Source organism: Pseudodesulfovibrio sediminis, assembly GCF_020886695.1.
Lineage (GTDB): Bacteria > Desulfobacterota > Desulfovibrionia > Desulfovibrionales > Desulfovibrionaceae > Pseudodesulfovibrio > Pseudodesulfovibrio sediminis.
Genome location: NZ_AP024485.1, coordinates 547967 through 563067, shown reverse-complemented (window position 1 = coordinate 563067; position 15101 = coordinate 547967). Strand labels below are relative to the sequence as shown.

The 15101-nt window shown below is 52.2% G+C and carries 15 protein-coding genes; 9 read left to right on the top strand and 6 right to left on the bottom strand.

Annotation, left to right across the window (positions count from 1 at the left end):
• Positions 1-88: 88 nt before the first annotated feature.
• The 8 genes from SRBAKS_RS02750 to SRBAKS_RS02715 all read left to right on the top strand — a co-directional run bounded on the left by SRBAKS_RS02750 (position 89) and on the right by SRBAKS_RS02715 (position 8531).
• Complete coding sequence (locus tag SRBAKS_RS02750; protein WP_229593394.1) at positions 89-1036, top strand: glucokinase; 948 nt, start codon at positions 89-91, stop codon at positions 1034-1036.
• 9 nt (positions 1037-1045) lie between these two features.
• On the top strand, positions 1046-1750 hold the full coding sequence (locus tag SRBAKS_RS02745) for a TVP38/TMEM64 family protein (protein WP_229593392.1): 705 nt from the start codon (positions 1046-1048) through the stop codon (positions 1748-1750).
• Positions 1737-3188: a dihydrolipoyl dehydrogenase family protein gene (locus SRBAKS_RS02740; protein WP_229593389.1), complete on the top strand. Its 1452-nt coding sequence runs from the start codon at positions 1737-1739 to the stop codon at positions 3186-3188. The genes SRBAKS_RS02745 and SRBAKS_RS02740 overlap by 14 nt, the downstream gene beginning before the upstream one ends.
• A 58-nt stretch (positions 3189-3246) precedes the next feature.
• On the top strand, positions 3247-3732 hold the full coding sequence (gpt, locus tag SRBAKS_RS02735) for a xanthine phosphoribosyltransferase (RefSeq protein ID WP_229593387.1): 486 nt from the start codon (positions 3247-3249) through the stop codon (positions 3730-3732).
• Positions 3733-3854: 122 nt separating this feature from the next.
• Positions 3855-4994, top strand: coding sequence for a BMP family ABC transporter substrate-binding protein (locus SRBAKS_RS02730; RefSeq protein WP_229593385.1), 1140 nt, complete (start codon positions 3855-3857; stop codon positions 4992-4994).
• A gap of 12 nt (positions 4995-5006) precedes the next feature.
• Complete coding sequence (locus tag SRBAKS_RS02725) at positions 5007-6068, top strand: ABC transporter permease (RefSeq protein ID WP_229593382.1); 1062 nt, start codon at positions 5007-5009, stop codon at positions 6066-6068.
• A 4-nt stretch (positions 6069-6072) separates the two neighbouring features.
• The gene (locus SRBAKS_RS02720) at positions 6073-6990 is read left to right on the top strand and encodes an ABC transporter permease (RefSeq protein WP_229593380.1); all 918 of its coding nucleotides are present in this window, start codon (positions 6073-6075) and stop codon (positions 6988-6990) included.
• A 5-nt stretch (positions 6991-6995) separates the two neighbouring features.
• Positions 6996-8531, top strand: coding sequence for an ABC transporter ATP-binding protein (locus SRBAKS_RS02715; RefSeq protein ID WP_229593378.1), 1536 nt, complete (start codon positions 6996-6998; stop codon positions 8529-8531).
• Positions 8532-8587: 56 nt separating this feature from the next.
• On the opposite strand, the gene SRBAKS_RS02710 is transcribed toward SRBAKS_RS02715, so the two are convergent.
• The 6 genes from SRBAKS_RS02710 to SRBAKS_RS02685 all read right to left on the bottom strand — a co-directional run bounded on the left by SRBAKS_RS02710 (position 8588) and on the right by SRBAKS_RS02685 (position 13910).
• The gene (locus tag SRBAKS_RS02710; RefSeq protein WP_229593375.1) at positions 8588-8812 is read right to left on the bottom strand and encodes a YgdI/YgdR family lipoprotein; all 225 of its coding nucleotides are present in this window, start codon (positions 8810-8812) and stop codon (positions 8588-8590) included.
• An 89-nt stretch (positions 8813-8901) separates the two neighbouring features.
• Positions 8902-9687: an amidohydrolase family protein gene (locus SRBAKS_RS02705; RefSeq protein ID WP_229593373.1), complete on the bottom strand. Its 786-nt coding sequence runs from the start codon at positions 9685-9687 to the stop codon at positions 8902-8904.
• 84 nt (positions 9688-9771) lie between these two features.
• Positions 9772-10191: an acyl-CoA thioesterase gene (locus tag SRBAKS_RS02700; RefSeq protein ID WP_229593371.1), complete on the bottom strand. Its 420-nt coding sequence runs from the start codon at positions 10189-10191 to the stop codon at positions 9772-9774.
• Positions 10191-11387 (bottom strand): cofactor-independent phosphoglycerate mutase, encoded by a 1197-nt coding sequence (locus SRBAKS_RS02695; protein ID WP_229593369.1) that lies wholly within the window; start codon positions 11385-11387, stop codon positions 10191-10193. Before SRBAKS_RS02695 ends, SRBAKS_RS02700 begins: the two co-directional genes overlap by 1 nt.
• A 9-nt stretch (positions 11388-11396) precedes the next feature.
• Positions 11397-12695 (bottom strand): homoserine dehydrogenase, encoded by a 1299-nt coding sequence (locus tag SRBAKS_RS02690; RefSeq protein ID WP_229593367.1) that lies wholly within the window; start codon positions 12693-12695, stop codon positions 11397-11399.
• Between the two features lie 3 nt (positions 12696-12698).
• On the bottom strand, positions 12699-13910 hold the full coding sequence (locus tag SRBAKS_RS02685; RefSeq protein ID WP_229593365.1) for an aminotransferase class I/II-fold pyridoxal phosphate-dependent enzyme: 1212 nt from the start codon (positions 13908-13910) through the stop codon (positions 12699-12701).
• 223 nt (positions 13911-14133) lie between these two features.
• Here SRBAKS_RS02685 and SRBAKS_RS02680 point away from each other — a divergent pair, with 223 nt between their 5' ends.
• A complete protein-coding gene (locus SRBAKS_RS02680; protein WP_229593363.1) occupies positions 14134-15057 on the top strand; it encodes a branched-chain amino acid transaminase in 924 nt (307 codons plus the stop codon).
• Positions 15058-15101: the final 44 nt, after the last annotated feature.

Here is a 15101-nt window from a genome sequence, read left to right as displayed (position 1 = left end):
AATCGAGTCAGTAAAAAAAGGAGCCTTTAGGCTCCTTTTTTTTTTGTCGGTTTATGCTAGTCTCTCGTCCACAGGAGGAGAGGAGAATATGGCATACGTTCTGGCAGCGGATATCGGTGGGACCAACAGTCGATTCGCTTTGTTTGATATCACAGATTCCAGGTTTGAAATTGTGGATTCCATTTGGCTGGAAACCCATGGAGTGTCTTCTTTTCCCGACCTGCTCTCTGCGCTGTGGAAGAGTGATTTCAAAGCCGAACCTGGTGGCTTTGATTCTGCTGTCTTGGCCGCAGCCGGAGCTGTTCTCGGCGGTGTCAAATGCCCGAATCTTCCCAATGCTCCATGGGGTATTGATGTCCGTGAAGTTGATTTTGGTACCGATAAGGTTTGCGTGATAAACGATTTTGCAGCTCAGGCCTTTGCGTGCAAGACGTCAGCTGTAAAAGATGCCCATGTCCTGCAAGATGGGCAGGCCATGGAGGGGGAAGCCATATCCGTCATAGGTGCTGGCACCGGCCTTGGATATTCCGCCTTGATCCCCACAGAAAACGGATGGAGTGCGGTTCCAAGTGAAGGCGGCCACATGGCGTTTCCCTTTTTTGGCAAGGAAGAGACCGAATACGCCGAGTTCAACCGGCGCGAAAGCGGGCGTAATTGGCCTGAGGGCGATTCCGTTGTCACCGGCCTGGGGCTGAGCCTCGTGCACAAATTTTTGACAGGAGAAGACCTGACACCCAAAGAAGTCTCTGCCCGGATTACGCCCGAAAGCGAAACAACCAAGTGGTATGCACGGTTTTATGGACGGGCATGTCGAAACTGGGCGCTTGGAATCATGGCGCTTGGTGGATTTGTCATCGCCGGCGGCATCGCGGCCAAGAACCCCATGTTTGTAGAAGTTCCTGAATTTATGAATGAATTTCATAACTCTCATGTATATGAAGAGTTCCTCCATTCCGTACCTGTCGTTCTTAATTCCAATGAAGAAAGCGGCTTGTATGGAGCGGCTTTTTATGGTGCTCAAATCTTGGCTGGATAAAGGAAAACCATGACCGCCGGAATGTTCAAGAAGCTGTTGATTGTAAGTCTCATTGTCGGAGTGATTGCAGCATATTTTTTGTTTGATCTAGGACAGTATTTTTCTTTGGAATACCTCAAGGATTCCAGAGAACATCTACAGGCCTTGTATGCGGAACATACTGTGCTGGTGTTAGGAGTGTATTTTCTTTTGTATGTGGTCACCACTGCGTTGGCGCTGCCCGCGGCTACAGTGCTCACCCTTGCGGGCGGGGCCATGTTCGGACTGGTGACCGGGGTTATCGTTGTATCTTTTGCCAGCACTATCGGGGCGGCAATGGCCTTTATAGTCGCTCGCTATCTTGTAGGCGATTATGTTCAGAACAAATTCGGCGATAAGTTGTCATCCATCAATAAAGGTATTGAGGAGGATGGCGCATTCTATCTTTTCACGTTGCGTCTGATTCCGGTTTTTCCATTTTTTGTCATCAACACAGTGATCGCTCTGACCCCCATGCGGTTTTTCACCTACTTCTGGGTGTCACAGGTTGGCATGTTCCCGGCAACCATCGTTTATGTCAACGCCGGCAAGGAGTTGGGGAAGATCGATTCTCTTTCCGGTCTGTTGTCTCCGAGTCTCATTATTTCCTTTGTCATTCTTGGGTTTTTCCCTTTGGTGATGAAAAAAATCCTTGGTTGGTATAAGGCCAGGAGGCAGAGAAGTGGCGAAGTATGAGTATGACATAGGTGTTATCGGAGGCGGAGCGGCAGGGCTTACTGTCGCTGCCGGAGCCGCACAGCTCGGTGTAAAGACAGTGCTTCTGGAAAAGACTCCGACGTTGGGTGGTGACTGTTTGCATACTGGATGTGTGCCGTCCAAGACGCTCATCAAGACCGCATCCGTCTATCACAACATGAAGTACGCCGAGCAGTACGGACTGCCTGGAGTGGAATTGCCGCCTGTGGATATGGCCGGTGTAAACAGGCGCATCAAAGAGGTTATTGATGCCATCCAGGTACACGACTCCGAAGAGCGATTCTGCGGCCTGGGTGTCAAAGTCATTTTTGGTGAGGCGAGCTTCGAAGATGACCATGTCGTGAATTGTTCCGGTCAACGGATTTCTGCAAAGTTCTGGGTGCTGGCCACTGGCTCGCATCCATCGGCTCCTCCCATTCCCGGCTTGTCTGATGTGAAGTATCTGACCAACGAGGATTTGTTTTCCCTCCCGGCATTACCCGGTTCATTGGTTGTGCTTGGTGGTGGCCCCATTGGCTGTGAAATGGCGCAGGCATTCAATCGATTGGGAAGTGATGTCCGCATCATTCAGCGTAACACGCAGCTTTTGTCTGCGGAAGATCCAGATATGGCCCAGGTCATTCAGCAGAGTCTTGCTGCGGAAGGGGTGCACCTTGATCTGGGGACTGCAACCAGGTCGATTCGTTCCGTTTCTGGAGGCGTTGAGGTTGAATATGAGCAGGACGGCAAAGCACATGTGGTTCAGGTCGAAACTCTCCTTGTGGCCGCAGGCCGTAGTCCGAGTGTAGAGAGTCTGAAGCTTGAAAATTGTGGCGTCGAATACGACCGCAAAGGGGTCAGGACCGATGATCGCCTGCGCACGACACGGAAACATATTTTTGCAGCCGGGGATGTTCTTGGCAGATATCGCTTTACGCATGCGGCCGGATATGAGGGAGGTATTGTCATATCCAATGCGGTGTTCCGCTTGCCGCGAAAGGTCGATTATACATGGCTGCCTTGGTGTACGTTTACCGAACCGGAGTTGGCCAGTGTTGGTATGAATGAAAAACGAGCGCAGGAGGCCGGGCTGGAATACACGGTCTGGGAAGAATCGTTCAGTGACAATGACCGTGCCCGGGCTGAGGGAGTGATTGGCGGCAAAGTCAAATTGATCCTTAATAAAAAAGAGAAGCCGCTTGGCGTGCAGATAGCAGGGATACACGCGGGAGAGCTGATTGGTGAGTGGGTAGCCGCGACAAACGGCAAGGTCGGGCTCGCGACTCTGGCGTCAGCGGTACATCCGTACCCAACGGTTGGCGAGATCAACAAACGGGTGGCGGGCAAGGTTTTATCGCCCAAACTTTTCTCCGACAAGGTTCGCAAAACGCTCGGATTCCTGTTCGATTACAAGGGGCGTGCCTGTACCCTTGATTAATGGTCCACATAAAGGTAGGAAGCCTCTGCCTTAAGAGACTTGGCAAGGAGATTATCCAATGGGCAACAAAAGCAGATATAAGAAGATGTTTCCGGTTTCCTGGGAACAATTGCATCGAGATTGTCGTGCATTGTCATGGCGTTTAATGGAAATGGGCCCGTGGAAAGGCATTCTGGCCATTACACGCGGTGGTCTGGTTCCGGCTGCTATCATTGCCCGTGAGTTGGATGTTCATGTCATTGATACCATATGTCTTTCTTCCTACGATTGGTTGGAACAGGGGGACGCCAATATTCTGAAACAGGTTGATATGGACGGGGAAGGCTGGTTGCTCATCGATGATCTGGTAGACACTGGCAAGACCGCTAAAATCGCTCAGGACATGGTCCCCAAGGCGCATTTTGCCACCGTATACGCCAAGCCGGAAGGGCGTCCCATGGTCGAAACGTTTATTACCGAAGTGAGCCAGGATACATGGATATTGTTTCCGTGGGATGCCGGATCACAATTCGTGGAACCGATTGCCAAGGTTTCTGACGAATAAGCAAAAATAATTTCTTTAAAAAAAACAGCGAGTTAAGCTTGGCGAGCATCTCACAGGTATTGATCCGGAAGTGATGCTGAGCTATGGTATTTTGATATTTAATTGATAACGGAGAGGTCTTCATGAAAAAGCTATTGAAACTGTTTAGTGTCTCTGCCGCCTGTATGGCGCTCCTGTTCCTTTTCGCTTGTGCCGAAGCTCCTGAGGAGAAGAAAGCCGAAGAGCCTGCAAAAGTGGATGAAGCCGCTGCTCCTGCTGAGGCTCCCAAGACCGTCAAGGCCGGTTTTGTATATGTTTCTCCTGTGGGGGATGCAGGTTTCTCCTACGCGCATGATCAAGGCCGTGCGGCTGTAGAAGCTTTGGATTACGCCTCCACATCCTTTGTTGAGTCCGTGCCTGAAGGTGCCGATTCCGAGCGCGTTATCCGCAACATGGCCCGTAAAGGCTTTGACGTGATTTTCACTACCAGCTTTGGCTACATGGACCCCACAATCAAGGTCAGCAAGGAGTTCCCTGAAGTCAGCTTCATGCATTGTTCCGGATTCAAGAAGTCCGCCAATGTCTCCAACTACTTCGGTCGCATTTATCAGGCTCGTTACCTGACTGGTCTGGTGGCCGGTGCCATGACCAAGACCAACAAGCTCGGCTATGTTGCTGCGTTCCCGATTCCTGAAGTCATCCGCGGTATCAATGCCTACACCCTGGGTGTGCAGGCCATGAACCCCGACGCCGAAGTCCGGGTTGTCTGGACCAAGACCTGGTACGACCCTGCGCTGGAAAAAGACGCGGCCAAGTCCCTGCTGGATGCCGGTTGTGACGTTATCGCTCAGCACCAGGATTCTCCCGCAGCTCAGGAAGCCGCTGAAGAGGCCGGTGTTTACTCCGTTGGATACAACTCCGACATGTCCTCTTTCGCTCCCAAGGCGCATCTGACCTCCGCCGTTTGGAACTGGGGTCCTGAATACGTCAAGGTCGTTGAGGCCGTTCGTAATGGCACCTGGAAGGGCGATGAGTCTCTGTGGTGGTCCATGCAGGACGATGTTGTTGATATCGCTCCCATGGGTCCCATGGTCCCTGAGGATGTGAAGAACACCGTTAACGCCAAGCGTGATGAGCTCAAGGCCGGCACCGACACCATTTTCACCGGTCCGATCATGAATCAGGCTGGCGAAGAAGTCGTTGCCAAAGGCGCAACCATCGCAGATGGCGACCTGCTCGGCATGAACTGGTTCGTCAAGGGTGTTGTCGGCACCGTTAAATAGCCGACATATCACGTGCTCAAGATTCGAAAACGAAATGAACCCTGGAAGTGGGGCGCCCTGGTAGTATTCCTGGGCGCCCTGCTCTTTTCCCTTTTGGTGAGCGCATTGCTGCTGGAAGGGCAGGGCAAGGACGCTCTCCACGGACTCATGGTTCTGTGGGACGGCAGTTTTGGTCACCTGTGGGCGCTGGAAGGCGTTCTCCTCAAATCCATCCCGTTATTTCTCTGTTCGCTTGGGGTGGCTGTTGCTTTTCGCATGCAGATCTGGAACATCGGCGCTGAAGGACAATTTGCGCTGGGAGCCATCGGAGCTACATGGATGGCGCTTTCATTCCCGGATTTGCCCGGCTTCATTTTATTGCCCCTCATGTTCATCATGGCCTTTGTATTCGGTGGGCTCTGGGCGCTTATTCCCGCATTTCTCAAGCTCAAGTTGCGCGTCAATGAGATTATCTCGACATTGATGCTGAACTATATCGCCATTCTTCTGATTGACTACCTCGTGTTTGGCGTATGGAAAGACCCGTCCAGCTTCGGCTTTCCCATGACGCCCGAATTTACTGCCGGTGCCATTGTCCCGTCCATTGGTGACAGTCGGGTCCATTGGGGGCTGCTTTTCTGTGCCGCAGTGGGCATAGGGCTCTGGGCATTCATGCGCTTTACTCGTCTCGGTTTTGAACTCCAGGCCAGCGGAGAAGGTGCTCGGGTGGCCAAGTATGCCAAGATTCGTTACGGCATGCTCGTCATGTTGGTCATGAGCATGTCCGGCGGCTTTGCCGGATGGGCGGGGTGTGTTGAGACCTCTGCCGTTGTCAATCGCCTCCAGCCCAGTCTCATGGTCGGGTATGGATATACGGCTATTGTCGTGGCGTGGTTGGCTCGATTGGAACCGCTTAACATTGCTTTTGCTTCTTTTCTTCTCGCTGCACTGCGTGTGGGCGTTGAAAACATGCAGCTTGAATTGCAGATTCCCGCAGCATTTGGCGTGATTATGGAAGGTATCATTTTGCTCACAGTCCTGGCTGGGCAGTTCTTCCTGACATATAAGTTAGAACGAAAACTCAAGCAGGATTAAAGGCATGTGGGAATTCTTGATACCGCTGTTCGCGGCCACTGTGCAGTCTGGAACACCTGTCCTCTATGCCACGTTGGGTGAGATGATGACCGAGAAGGGCGGGGTGATCAATCTCGGCGTGGAAGGCATGATGTCAATCGCCGCATTGGCCGCCTACTGGGTGAGCCTGACGACCGGGTCGCCTTGGCTCGGCTTCATGGCCGGGGGCGTTGCCGGCATGTTGTTTGGTGCCTTGCACGCATTCGTTTGCGTATCCTGCTTGGGCAATCAGGTGGTATCCGGCTTGGCGTTGACCATCTTTGGTGTCGGCCTGACCCATTTTCTTGGTGTCCCTTTTGTGGGACTGCCCGCGCCCGGGTTCAACCCATTCGATTTTCCCTTGCTGTCTCAGATTCCTGTATTGGGTGAGATATTTTTCAAGCATGATATGCTGGTATATGTTTCCTTCATCATTCCCATTCTTTTCTGGTTTTTTTACAAGCGCACCAGCCTTGGAACTCACATGGAAGCGACCGGCGAGATGCCTGCCGCAGTCGCTGCTGCTGGTTTGAAGCCGATTCGGTTACGGTATCTTTCCGTCATTTGCGGTGGATTTCTTATCGGGCTTGGAGGCGCATATCTTTCTTTGGCCTACACGCATCTGTGGACCAATGGGCTGTCCGGTGGGCGCGGATGGATAGCCGTGGCACTGGTCATCTTCGCCTTTTGGCGTCCAGGCAGGGCCGTGGTCGGCGCGTACCTTTTCGGAGGCGTCATGGCATTTCAGCTTCGATTGCAGGCTGTGGGGACCAACCTGCCATCCTCTCTGTTGCTTATGCTTCCTTATCTGCTGACCATCTTGGTGCTGATTCTGTCCGCATGGCGTGGGCAGCGTATCGACGCACCAGCGGCGCTCGGCACCAATATCGAGCCGGAGGGGTAGCGCATATGACGGAATTGAAATTTGCTCGTCCTACCCCTGTCCGTCCACTTCCAGAAGAGGCAACCCCTGTTGTCAGCCTCAAGGGGCTTACCAAGCGGTTCGGTACAGTGGTTGCGAATGACGCCATCACATTGGATATCTACCCCGGACGTATCAAGGCGTTGCTCGGTGAGAATGGGGCAGGCAAATCGACCATGATGAGTATGCTTGCTGGTCGTTACAAACCGGATGAAGGCCATATTGAAGTTAACGGCCAGCCTGTTCGGTTCACCTCTTCAAAGGATGCCATAGCCGCGGGTATAGGCATGGTTTACCAGCATTTCATGTTGGTAGACTCCATGACGGTGGCGCAGAACGTACTACTTGGGCAGGAGGGAGGTTTTTTCATCAATCCAAAGGAGATGGAGAAACGTGTCGGAGAATTGGCGACTAGATATTCTCTTGATATCGATCCGGGTGCCTATATCTCTGATCTTTCCATGGGTGAGCGGCAGTTGGTTGAGATTCTCAAGCTTCTGTATCGTGAAAGTCGTATCCTCATTTTCGATGAACCCACGGCCGTGCTCACGCCCGATGAAACGGCCCGCTTGTTTGATGCCCTGTGGAATATGACCGAACAGGGCAAATCCATTATTTTTATCAGTCACAAGCTGGAAGAGGTCATTGCCCTGGCAGATGAGATTGCCATCTTGCGACGTGGCCGTATTGAGGGCGAACTCGATCCGACTACCATTGAATCCAAGGCTGATCTGGCGTCACGCATGGTAGGCAAGGAAGTGCTGCTTGAGGTGGACCGTCAGCCTGCCGAGATAGGTGAATTGGTTCTTGAGGTGAAAAGTCTGACCGGGTTGGGGCTTGTCGATATTGATCTGGAGGTCAGGAAGGGCGAGGTCGTCGCTCTTGTCGGTGTGGCCGGCAATGGGCAGAAGAACCTTGTCGAGGCCGTGACCGGGCTTATCAAGCCACCGCTGGATACCGTGTTTATCATGGGGCAGCCATGGCGGAAATTTTTTGACGAGTCCACATGGAACCGCTCCATGTGTTATATCCCGGAAGATCGTCTGGGACTGGCCACCTTGCCGAATCAGAACCTGGTGGACAACCTGTTGCTGACAACCAGAAAGGGTTTTGCCAAGGGGTGGCTGCTGGATAAGAAGCGGGCTGCCAGGGACACAGTTGATCTTATCGAGAAGTTTGATATTCGTCCGGGGCGTATCCATGCGCTTGCATGGCAGCTTTCCGGCGGGAACCTGCAAAAAGCCGTTCTCGCTCGTGAGTTGTACCGTGAACCCAAGTTCATCGTGGCTGAGCAGCCCACACAAGGGCTTGATGTCTCTGCCACGGAAGAAGTATGGACCCGTCTGCTTGAAGCGCGAGGGCTTGCTGGTGTTTTGCTGGTGACAGGCGATCTGAATGAAGCCTTGCAGTTGGCGGACCGCATAGCCGTTATATATCGGGGACAGATACTTGGAGTGCTTGATACTGCGGATCCGGAGACAATTGGCAAGATCGGCCCGCTCATGGCAGGCCTTGTGGAATAGATGATTTTTTCCTGACGAAACGAAAAAGCCCCGATTAAATCGGGGCTTTTTCGTTTCTAATTTCGAGCTTGTATAGTCTCAATTTCATTTTTGTTGAGGCGTCGTGTTTTGCCTTGTGTATCTGTGAAGGTGTAGTTTCGAGTGACAACATCATAATCTGGTGCACCCATGGAGACAAAGCGATCTCCTGATGTTGTTGTGATCATGTAGTTCTTGTGCGCGCATGCAGCGAGTGACCATGTCAGTACCATGCAGACAACAAGAGTAAGCAGTTTTTTCATTTCGAAACCCCATATCAATATTGTCTTTCCGAAAAAACACCTTGTAGCTACGCTTTCGATCAACTGAAAAAATGTTCAAATTGAATGGATTAGTCGAATAGGTCCCCAGCCCGATTGACAAGATCCTCAATTTGAGAATCACTGAAGGCAAGGCGAGTAGAAAGTTGTTTGAGTTCCGTTTCTGCATCAAAGAGAGGATAGTCACTGCCAAAGAGTATACGCTCCTGTGAATAGGAGGAGAAAAGTCTTTTGAGCAGAGTGTCATCCACGAAATCCAGCATGCTGGAACAGTCGACATACACATCAAGGTCTGTCAGGTGTTTGAGTGCATACTCCCAGTGGCGATAACCGCCCATGTGGGCCGCGATCATCGGTGGCTTGGGAAAAGCCTTGCGGAGAGCAGCCATTTTTTTGGGGCAGGAGGGGTTTTCCTCGGGTGTCAGGGTGTCTCCCACATGGAACAGGCAGATGAACCGATCCTGTACCATCTCCATAACCTCGTAGAGGGCTTTGTCATCCATGCGGTAGCCCTGAAAATCTGGATGAAATTTTAGCCCCTTGATACCGTTTCGTTCCAGTCTGTCCAGCTCTGCTTCATTCTGGGTGAAACCGGGGTGGAGGGTGCCAAACGGAATGAATCGGGGATTGTTTTCCTTGAGTTCTATGGCCCAGTTGTTGGCCGGAATAACCTGTCCCGGAGAGGTCGCAGCAGTCAGAACGACTCCCTTGTCCAGTCCGGCCTTATCCAGTTTTGCAACGAGGTCATCGGCTATGCCGGTTCCTACCGGAGAGATGCCGTAGTGGCCTTCAAGTTGGGTCAGTACTTTGGGAGCGATCTTCGGATGAAAAGCGTGAGTATGAACGTCGATTCGCATGGGCAAAATTTGCCAGATCAGTATCTGGATGTAAACACTTGTTTGATATTTTAAGAAAAAAAATGATGCTAGAAAAACAGCGGGTTATTCAAACATTTCTTTGAGCCAATCTGGAATGCGAACCGGTTTTCCAGATTTATCCGTGCAGGCATGGCCTGTCATGCCCGTGGCATGGAGAACGGTCTTGTCTCTGTTCATGATTTCGTAGATGAAATTGACGGAAGCCCGGCCCCATTTCTCTATGCCAACATGAACGAATATTTCCTGATCATACACAATCGGTGTGCGATAGCGGCAGTTTGCCTCACGAACGGGCAACATGATGCCCCGTTCTTCGGCTTCACGGTAGCTCATACCGCTTTCACGAATGAATTTACTGCGTGCGCGTTCAAAAAGGTGGAGATACTCCGCATGGTAGACAACGCCCATGGCATCTGTCTCACCATAGGATATGAAATGGGAATACCAACAGTCCGGTGTTGGAAAGTCCTTGTTAGCAGCCATTATTTCATTCCGAATTTTTCGAGTGCAAAGGCAAGTAGCTCATGCCCCTTATCGAGTTTCAAGCCCGTTGAATCAGCTGACTTTTCGCTGAATTCAGAAACGTCGGAAGGCTCGCAGTTGGGACCGTTCAAGAGAAAGGGTACGGCGTCCATTGTGTGGGTTCGTTCAACAATGGGAGTGAAATGGTCGCAGGTAACTATCCATGCTGTGTCCTCCTCTTTGAGGGCTTCACGCAGTGGACCAACCACTTGTGCGTCGAACCGGTTGATGGCTTCAACCTTTTCCTCTGCATTGCCGCCGTGGCCGCATTCATCAGGCCCCTCAAGGTGGACGAAAACGAAATCATGCTCTTTGAGGAAGGTCAGTGCTGCGTTCACCTTTCCTTGATAGTTGGTGTCCAGCAGGCCGGTTGCTCCTTCGACATCAATGACTTCCATGCCGGATGCATGTCCCAGGCCCTTGATAAGATCCACGGCGGAGATGACAGCTCCTTCAACTCCGAACGTTTCCTTGAAGTTCGGCAGGCTGAGCGGACGTCCTTGTCCCCATGGCCAAATGGAGTTTGCTCTGGAGTTGTTGACGGTGCGGTCTTCAAGCAGTTCCTGAGCCTCAAAGAGAAGGTCCCACAGGAACGGGCTTTTGGAGATGGTGCGCAGGTCCAGTTTTATGGGTTTGTCCGTGATATCGTGAGGAGGGTTGATAGCCAGCTTCGCGTCATCGGACAACGCTCCTTCCTTCTGCACCAGCAGGTGACGATACTGAATACCGGGATAGAAGGTATACATGTCATTGCCAAGTTTTTCCTGCAACGCTTCCACCAATGGTCTGGAAACATCAGTCGCAATGTGCCCGGATGAATAGTCTCGCATGAATCCGTCAATGGTCAGCTTCGACACAGTGACCAGATTCAGACGCCAGACCAGGTCGTCCGGTTCCAAATCAAGGCCTTGCGCTGCGGCTTCAATAGGGCCACGGCCAGTGTGGTAGGTGGCAGGATCAAAGCCGAGCAGGGACATGTTGGCCACATCCGAGCCCGGCTGCATGCCTTCTGGTACGGTCTGGGCGCGACCAACAAGACCGGTCCTGGCGAGTTCATCCATATTGGGCGTATGTGCCGCCTCCATGGTTGTTTTGCCGCCAAGCTCTTCCAGTGGCCAGCCACCCATACCATCACCAATAAGGTAAAGTAATTTCATTATATGTCTCTATAAAATACGGAATTTCACGCAGGGTTCCACCGTGAAGTCCATGGCGTCCACGTCGGCAATCATTGCCTCTGCATCTCTGGCTGCGGTCTCGTGAGAGATGATGACCAGAGGGACGCCTTCGGCACCGGCTTCGCCTTTTTGTACTGCTTGAGCAATGGATATATTGTGCTCGGCCATGGTGTTGGTGATGGCCGCCATTACTCCGGTACGATCCGCCACAGTGAAACGGAAATAGTATTTGGACTCCGATTCTTCGGGCGGCAGAATGCTGGCCAGCTCAAGAGGCTGGTTGCCGAAACCGGTATTGTCCGGCTTATCGCAGTTGTCTGTCATCTTGCGCACAAGGCTCATGATATCCGCGATCACGGCGCTGCCCGTAGGCAGGTCGCCCGCTCCCTGACCGTGAAGCATGATGGGGCCCACCGCATTGCCTTCCAGACGCACGGCGTTGTAGTTGCCGCCAACCCGCGCCAGCAGGTAGGTGTAGGGCACAAGAGCAGGGTGTACACCTGCTTCCAGTTTGCCGTCCGTGTTCATTACATGCGCCAGCAGCTTGACGCGGTATCCGAATTCGCGGGCGAATTCGATATCCATGGGGGTGACGGAGGTGATACCCTGAATGGGAATTTCCGACAGGGGATAGTCGACCCCGTACGCCATACGGATAAGGATGCAGAGCTTGTGGGCTGTATCGAATCCTTCGATATCGAAGGTCGGGTCCGCTTCTGCATAGCCCAGGTCCTGCGCATCGGCCAGGGCGGCCTGGAAATCCATGCCCTTGGTGGTCATTTCTGACAGGATATAGTTGGCCGTGCCATTCATGATGCCGAGAATCTTGATGATTTCATCTCCGGCCAGATTCTCCTTGAGAGTCTGGACAATAGGGATTCCACCAGCACAGCTCGCCTCGAACATGAGGCCGACACTGTTTTCCGCAGCGACGTCAAAAAGTTCCAGACCATGCTCCGCCAACAGGTGTTTGTTGGCGGTGACTACATGTTTTCCGGCGGCAAAGGCCTTGATCATCAATTCTTTGGCGGTTTCGAGTCCGCCCATGAGTTCGACGACGATATCAATGTCAGGGTCATTGACCAGAACATTCATATCATCAGTAAAGGTCACATCGGAGCCTAACTCGAAGGCTCGTTTTTTCTTCAGGTCGCGTACCAGGACGGCCTTTATTTCTATACGTTTACCAAGGCGTTTTTCAATGCGCTCGGCATTCATGTCGAGAATTTTGGCCAAGCCGGATCCGACCGTGCCGAATCCTCCAAGACCGAGTTTTATAACATCCATGCTTTATCCTTTCGCGAAAAATTTTCGTAGATTACGGACAGCCTGGTTGGTGCGATGACGGTTCTCCACAAAACTGAAACGGACGTGGTCGTCGCCGTATTGACCGAAACCGAGGCCGGGTGAGACTGCAACTTCAGCTTCCTGCAGGAGCATTTTGGAGAATTCAACGGAACCCATATGTTTGAATTCTTTAGGGATAGCTGCCCACAGGAACATAGTCGCCTGTGGTGGGGTTACCTCCCAGCCGATGCGGTTGAGTCCTGAGCAGAGTGCATCTCGGCGGTCTTTGTATACATCCATGATTTCTTTGACCGCAGCATCCATGTCATCCTGAGTGAACTTGGGATTGGCTTCAAGGTCGCCGTTGAGCGCGCAGGCGGCCGCAATCTGGATGGGCTGGTAGATGCCGTAGTCAAGATAGCTCTTTATGCGGGTCAGGGCGTTGACCATCTCCGGGTTGCCGACACAATATCCCACACGCATGCCGGCCATGGAGTAGCTCTTGGTCATGGAGAAAAACTCCACGCCGACATCCTTGGCTCCATCGGCCTGCATGAAGCTCGGCGCAACATAACCATCGAAAACGAAATCGGCATAGGCCAGGTCGTGGATGACATAGAGGTCGTTTTCCTTGGCAAAGTCCACAATCCGCTGGAAGAAGCTTAAGTCCACGCACTGTGTGGTCGGGTTGTGCGGGAAGTTGATGATCAGCAGTTTGGGCTTGGGCCAGGTGTGTTTGACCGCGGTTTCAAGATTCTCGAAGAAATCCTGGCCAGGGCCGATGGGCACACGGCGGACATCCGCTCCGGCAATGATGGAAGCGTAAGGATGAATAGGGTAGGCCGGGTCCGGTGCCAGTACGACATCGCCAGGAGAAAGCATGGCCAGTGCCAGGTGGGCAAGACCTTCCTTGGCACCCATGGTGACGCAGACTTCCTGATCGAGATCAAGAGAAACATCGTAGCGACGATAGTACCAGTCGCGTACTGCTTTGCGCAGGCCCTTGATGCCTTTGGACGCCGAATATTTGGAGTTGCCGGTCTTGTACGCCGCTTCAGTCAGCTTGTCGAGAATGGGCTTTGGTGTGGGCACATCGGGATTGCCCATGCCCAGGTCGATGATGTCCGCGCCCGCATGGCGCATCTTCATCTTGAGTTCGTTAACCTGGGCGAACACATAGGGGGGCAGTCGATCGACTCTCGCAAACTTGGACATGACTGTACAACTCCTCAATAAGATTATTAGTAGAATTCAAATTTCTTACTCTTGGGACTGCCCGGTGTCAAAATGAAATTAAGACATTTTTTCAGACATGTTTTTAGTGACTTTCAGGGGTGATTGCCGATGTGTCTTGACCTCGATGGAAGTTTTTCTTAGCGTCCTTGTTCCATTTACGAATGTATACGGCTTAACGTCGAAAATTTAATAGGAGATCATAATGGTCCAAAAATCTGAAACCATCTGGTTTGACGGCACGCAAGTCCCCTGGGATGAAGCGAACGTTCATGTTTTGACACACACTTTGCACTACGGTGCAGGGGTTTTCGAAGGTATTCGCGCCTATGAATGTGCCGATGGTTCTTCCGAGGTGTTTCGCCTTGAAGAACATATGGTCCGTTTGATCAACTCCGCAAAGATTCTCGGCATAACCGTGCCGTATTCCGCAGAAGAGCTGACAGAAGCCGCTGTGGAAACATTGAAGGTGAACAAGTTGGCTGGAGCCTATGTGCGGCCGCTGATTTTCATCGGTGAAGGAGCCATGGGCGTTCACCCCGGAGACAACCCTATCCGGACCATCATCGCCACCTGGCCGTGGGGTGCCTATCTGGGTGACGACGCGCTGGAAAAAGGGATTGACGTCAAATGTTCCACGTTCAGCCGTCATCACGTCAATGTCATGATGACCAAATCCAAGGCGTGCGGAAACTACGTCAACTCCGTACTCGCAAAGACCGAAGCCGTGGCTGATGGCTATCATGAAGCCATTTTGCTCGACACGACCGGGCATGTCTCCGAAGGGTCCGGCGAGAATATCTTCATGGTTGTGGATGATGTTATTTACACACCGCACTCGGACGGCGTTCTGGGTGGGCTGACCCGTAACTCCATTATTACCCTGGCTGGTGACATGGGGTATGAAGTTCGTGAAGAGCCGCTTACCCGGGATATGCTGTATGTGGCTGATGAAGTGTTTTTCACCGGCACCGCTGCCGAGTTGACGCCGATCAGTTCAATCGATCGTCGCCTGATAGGTACAGGTGTGGCCGGTCCTGTGGCCAAGATGCTCCAGACCGAATACTTCAAAATCGTCAAGGGTGAGAATCCTGACTACGAGCACTGGCTGCACAGGTATTCCATCTAGCAGCCTGTATTCCGTGCATCTTTGATGCGCGACAAGGCAGATCC

Excerpts from the sequence above, each read along its gene's own strand:
- SRBAKS_RS02750 (WP_229593394.1), top strand. The coding sequence starts at position 89 with ATGGCATACGTTCTGGCAGCGGATATCGGTGGGACCAACAGTCGATTC.
- SRBAKS_RS02745 (WP_229593392.1), top strand. The coding sequence starts at position 1,046 with ATGACCGCCGGAATGTTCAAGAAGCTGTTGATTGTAAGTCTCATTGTC.
- SRBAKS_RS02730 (WP_229593385.1), top strand. The coding sequence starts at position 3,855 with ATGAAAAAGCTATTGAAACTGTTTAGTGTCTCTGCCGCCTGTATGGCG.
- gpt (WP_229593387.1), top strand. The coding sequence starts at position 3,247 with ATGGGCAACAAAAGCAGATATAAGAAGATGTTTCCGGTTTCCTGGGAA.
- SRBAKS_RS02700 (WP_229593371.1), bottom strand. The coding sequence starts at position 10,191 with ATGGCTGCTAACAAGGACTTTCCAACACCGGACTGTTGGTATTCCCAT.
- SRBAKS_RS02685 (WP_229593365.1), bottom strand. The coding sequence starts at position 13,910 with ATGTCCAAGTTTGCGAGAGTCGATCGACTGCCCCCCTATGTGTTCGCC.
- SRBAKS_RS02710 (WP_229593375.1), bottom strand. The coding sequence starts at position 8,812 with ATGAAAAAACTGCTTACTCTTGTTGTCTGCATGGTACTGACATGGTCA.
- SRBAKS_RS02695 (WP_229593369.1), bottom strand. The coding sequence starts at position 11,387 with ATGAAATTACTTTACCTTATTGGTGATGGTATGGGTGGCTGGCCACTG.
- SRBAKS_RS02690 (WP_229593367.1), bottom strand. The coding sequence starts at position 12,695 with ATGGATGTTATAAAACTCGGTCTTGGAGGATTCGGCACGGTCGGATCC.
- SRBAKS_RS02715 (WP_229593378.1), top strand. The coding sequence starts at position 6,996 with ATGACGGAATTGAAATTTGCTCGTCCTACCCCTGTCCGTCCACTTCCA.
- SRBAKS_RS02720 (WP_229593380.1), top strand. The coding sequence starts at position 6,073 with ATGTGGGAATTCTTGATACCGCTGTTCGCGGCCACTGTGCAGTCTGGA.
- SRBAKS_RS02705 (WP_229593373.1), bottom strand. The coding sequence starts at position 9,687 with ATGCGAATCGACGTTCATACTCACGCTTTTCATCCGAAGATCGCTCCC.
- SRBAKS_RS02680 (WP_229593363.1), top strand. The coding sequence starts at position 14,134 with ATGGTCCAAAAATCTGAAACCATCTGGTTTGACGGCACGCAAGTCCCC.